The 3,922-nt window shown below is 76.5% G+C and carries 4 protein-coding genes; all 4 read left to right on the forward strand.

All coding sequences use genetic code 11. From position 1 onward, the window contains the following. The coding region (locus ABZ914_RS48195) for a HEAT repeat domain-containing protein (RefSeq protein ID WP_500201331.1) at positions 1 to 1,157 on the forward strand (1,157 nt) is incomplete at its 5' end. A 32-nt stretch (positions 1,158 to 1,189) separates the two neighbouring features. Beyond that, positions 1,190 to 1,525: an SdpI family protein gene (locus tag ABZ914_RS48200; protein WP_500201332.1), complete on the forward strand. Its 336-nt coding sequence runs from the start codon at positions 1,190 to 1,192 to the stop codon at positions 1,523 to 1,525. A 167-nt stretch (positions 1,526 to 1,692) separates the two neighbouring features. Further along, positions 1,693 to 2,505, forward strand: a complete 813-nt coding sequence (locus ABZ914_RS48205; protein WP_500201333.1) for an ABC transporter ATP-binding protein — start codon at positions 1,693 to 1,695, stop codon at positions 2,503 to 2,505. A 1-nt stretch (position 2,506) separates the two neighbouring features. After that, positions 2,507 to 3,862, forward strand: a complete 1,356-nt coding sequence (locus ABZ914_RS48210; RefSeq protein WP_500201334.1) for an FtsX-like permease family protein — start codon at positions 2,507 to 2,509, stop codon at positions 3,860 to 3,862. The last annotated feature ends 60 nt before the right edge of the window (positions 3,863 to 3,922 follow it).

Raw genomic sequence — 3,922 nt, forward strand, 5'->3', positions numbered from 1 at the left:
AGCCGCTCGGCGCCCCGCCGTGGACGCTCGCGGAGCGCCGCGAGGAGCCCGAGGAGCGGACGCCGCGCGACGGCGACCTCGACCAGCCGCCGTCCGTGGCGCAGCGGCGCCGCCTGTTGGCCATGCTCGACACCGGCCCGGCCGACCGGCGGGCGAAGGCGGCCCGTCTCCTGCTCGACCGGCCTGAACCGGAGGGCCGGTTCGCCGTCCTCCGCGCGTTCCTGGACGGCCGCGACGGGCTGACGGCGACCCACGAGCTGGCGCACGTCCTGCTGGAGGCGCCCGAGGTGCCGGACGGCGGCGACCGGTTCGTCCAGCTGGCCGCTCACCTGTACGGAGCCGACCTCGACCGGTTCGTCCCCGCGCTCGTGTCGCGCTGGGAGGACGGGGACGCCGCCGCCGGGCGGGTGCTCCGGCAGGCGTCCGCCGACGCCGTCGCGGGGGAGATCACCGAGCGCCTGGCGGGTGGCGCGCGGGGCCTGCTCGACCTCGTCGCCGGCCGGAGGCTGACCCGCACCGCGACGCTCGAACGGGCCCGGCGGCGCCTCATCGAGGAGGGACGCGACGACCTCGCGGACCGGCTCGTCCTGGTGGACGGCCCCCTCCGGGCGTCCGGCGCCACCCGCCGCGACGCGGCCGCCCTGGCGGCGATGCGCGAGCACGAGCCCCCGGCGGCGAGCGAGCCGTCGTCGGCGATGCTGTTCCGGGAGGCGCGGGGCGGCGGCGCGAGAGTGGTGCGCCGCGCGCTCTCGCTGCTCGCCGATCGCCGCGCGGAAGGGCTGGAGGACCTGCTCGCCGAGCTGATCGGCCACCGCGAGACGAAGGTGAGGCTGCACGCGCACCGCGTGTCGCGCAGGGTGCTGAGCCGCGAGGCGTACCTGGAGCAGACCGTGCGGCTGCTCGACGACCCCGAGCCCGACGTCGTCCGCTCGGCGGTCCGGACGCTGAGCCACGCCGGCTGGACGCCCGCGATCCCCGGGCTGGTCGGCCTGCTCGGCCACCCGCGTCCCCAGGTCCGGCAGGCCGCCGCGGACGGGCTCGTCCGGTTCGGCGAAGCGGCGGTCCCGGCGCTGCGGCACGCCGCCGGGCGCGCCCGCCCCGACCGCCGGTCCCGCTACACCGCCCCGTTGGCCGAGATCAACGGTTCTGGCGCATGATGGGGCGCGGGACACCGGGGAAAGGGGGGGCGATGAACATCTACCTGGGGGTCTTGCTGATCGCGGCGGGGGCGCTGCTCGTGGTGGTGGGCGTGCTGGCCGCCGACGGCCGGATCCCGCGCAACCAGTTCGCCGGCATCCGCACCAAGCGGAGCATGGCCGACGACCAGTCGTGGCTGACCGTGCACCGGGCCGCCCGGCCGTGGATGATCGGCGCGGGCGCCGTACTGGCCGTCGCGGGCGTCCTCGCGCTGGCGGTCCCGTCCGAGCTCGCGGGGTCGCTGTCGGCGGGGATCGGCGCGATCCTGACCGCGATCCTCGCGCTCCGGGGCACCGCCGCCGGGCACGCCGCGCTGCGCCGGAGGTAGCGCGCCGCCCGGAGCCGCTGCACCGCCCGGGCCGTGGCGCCGCCCGAAGGTGGAGTTTTGCCTACCCCGATCGGCGTGCTGGACCCATCCTCCGCCGCCCTCGCTCTCCGTAGCTTCGTTTCCGGAGGCGCTCCACGGGAGGGGCGCCGGGCGGAGAGGTGAAGGCGATGTTCGGACACAAGGCGCGGCCGGGAGGGACGGCCCCGTCCGGCGGCGAGGCGCTCCGGCTGGAGGACGTCCGGAAGGTGTACGGCGCGGAGGACAACCGGGTGGTCGCGCTCGACGGCGTGTCGCTGTCGCTGCCGACCGGGTCGTTCACCGCGGTGATGGGCCCCTCCGGATCGGGCAAGAGCACGCTGCTCCAGTGCGCGGCGGGACTCGACCGGCCGAGCGCCGGCCGGGTCGTGGTGGACGGCGCCGAGCTGTCCGGCGACGGTGAGGCCGCGCTGACGAAGTTCCGCAGGGAGCGGATCGGGTTCGTGTTCCAGCAGTTCAACCTGCTGCCGACGCTGACCGTCATGCAGAACGTCACGCTGCCGCTGAAGCTCGCGGGCCGCCGCGTCGACAAGGCCCGCGCCCGGGACGTCCTCGGCCGCGTCGGCCTCGGCGACCGGCTCGCGCACCTCCCGGCGGAGCTGTCGGGCGGGCAGCAGCAGCGGGTCGCGATCGCGCGGGCGCTGGTGACCGAGCCGCGGATCCTGTTCGGCGACGAGCCGACCGGCGCGCTCGACAGCCGCAGCGCCCGCGACGTCCTCGGGCTGCTGCAGGAGGCCGTCCGGGTGTACGGGCGGACGGTGGTGATGGTGACGCACGACCCGGTCGCCGCGGCGCACGCCGACGCGGTGCTGTTCCTCGCCGACGGCCGGATCGTCGGCTACCAGACCGCGCCGACGGCCGAGGCCGTCGCCGAGCGGATGACGCACCTGGCCGACGAGGTCGAGCGGCAGCGGGCCGCCGGCCGCACCCAGGCGGGGGTGTGACATGGGCGGGCTGGCACTGCGGTCCCTGCGCAGGCGCGCGGGCGCGTTCACGGCGAGCTTCCTGTCGATGCTCCTCGGCTCGGCGATCATCATGGCGTTCGCCTCGATGTACGACACGGCCGAGGCGAGCGGGGCGACCGGGCAGACCCGGTCCACGCTGGTCACGATGGCGATGGTGGTCGGCGGCTGGGGACTGCTGCTGGTCGTCTTCGCGGTCACCTCCACGCTGACCCTGGCGGTCCGGCAGCGGGCGGCGGAGATGGCGCTGCTGAAGAGCGTCGGCGCGACGCCGGCGCAGATCACCCGGATGATCGTCGGTGAGGCGGCGGTCCTGGCCGTGCTGGCGGCGCTGCTCGGCGCCGTCCCCGGCGCGCTCGGCGGGCGGGGCCTGCTCGGGCTGCTGCACGGCACCCACCAGGTCCCCGGCGACGTGTCCTACGCGTTCGGGGCGTTCGCGCTCGGCACCGGCGCCGGGGTGACGTTCCTGTCCGCGACCGTCGCCGCGCTGATCAGCGCGCGCCGCGCCGCCCGCGTCCGCGTCACCGAGTCGCTGATGGCGGCGGCCACCGACCCGGGCCGGCTCGGCCGCAGGCGCGCGGTCTTCGCCGGGGTGTTCCTGTTCCTCGCGGTGGACGAGGCGGTCGTGACGATGACGATGATGCGCGGCAAGGGCACCGACGCCATGGCGGCGTCCGGGCAGGCCGACATCTTCGCCGCGATCGGGCTGGCGCTGCTCGCCCCGGTGATCGTCCGGCGGGCGACGGCGCTGCTGGCCGGGCCGGTGCGCGCGTTCGGCGTCGCCGGGGACCTCGCGGTGACGAACCTGCGGCGCCGGACGGGCGCGATGGCGTCCGCGGTGACCCCGATCATCCTGTTCACCGGCATCGCCGTCGGGACGCTGTTCCTCCAGGCCACGGAGAACGGCGCCATGGACCGGTCGGGCCTCGCCAAGACCGCCGACCAGAAGGGGATCGAGACGCTGAACCTGGTGGTCATCGGGATGGTGGTGCTGTTCGCCGCGATCATGCTGGTGAACACGCTGGTGGCGGCGACGGTGCACCGGCGCCGCGAGTTCGGCCAGGCCCGCCTGGCGGGCGCCACCCCGGCCCAGGTGCTCGGCACGGTGGCGCTGGAGTCGGCGGCGCTGACCGTCGTCGGCGTCGCCTGCGGGACGGTCGCCTCGGTCTTCACGATCATCCCCTTCGCGGTGGCGCGCAAGGGCTCGGCCGTCCCGGACGGGAGCGCCTGGATCTACGCCGGGGTCGTCGCCCTCGCGGCCGCCCTCACCGCGGTCACGGCCCTGGCCGCCGCCCGCCGCACCCTCCGCACCCCCGCGGTGGACGCCGTCACCGCCTGACCGCCCCGTCCACCTGCGGCGAGTCGGGGCCCACGCGGCGGGGAAGGGGGCGAGGCCGCC

The sequence above is a fragment of the Spirillospora sp. NPDC046719 genome, from assembly GCF_040645715.1.
Taxonomy (GTDB): domain Bacteria; phylum Actinomycetota; class Actinomycetes; order Streptosporangiales; family Streptosporangiaceae; genus Spirillospora.